Source organism: Micrococcus sp. GbtcB5 (assembly GCF_019091605.1).
In the GTDB taxonomy this organism is placed as follows: Bacteria; Actinomycetota; Actinomycetes; order Actinomycetales; family Micrococcaceae; genus Micrococcus; species Micrococcus luteus.
Window position 1 is genome coordinate 1 of the sequence record NZ_JAGXJK010000600.1, and the last position, 230, is coordinate 230.

1 pseudogene is annotated in these 230 nt (G+C 70.0%); it reads right to left on the minus strand.

Going from position 1 to position 230, the window contains the following annotated elements:
- Positions 1–34: 34 nt before the first annotated feature.
- Positions 35–230 (minus strand): annotated as a pseudogene (locus KVS67_RS13660) (amino acid ABC transporter ATP-binding protein); the annotation flags it as partial.

Here is a 230-nt window from a genome sequence, read left to right on the forward strand (position 1 = left end):
GGGTCGGTGCGGTGGGGTGCGACGGGGGACGGGGTCAGTGCGCGGGGATCTTGCCCAGGAAGACCTGGGCACGCTCGTGTCGGGGGTTCGTGAAGAAGGTGTCGGGGTCGGTGTCCTCGAGGATGGCGCCGGCGGCCATGAAGACCACGCGGTCCCCGGCCTTGTGGGCGTAGCCCATCTCATGGGGGACCACGTCCATGGTCATGCCGCCCTCGGCGTGCTGGACCATG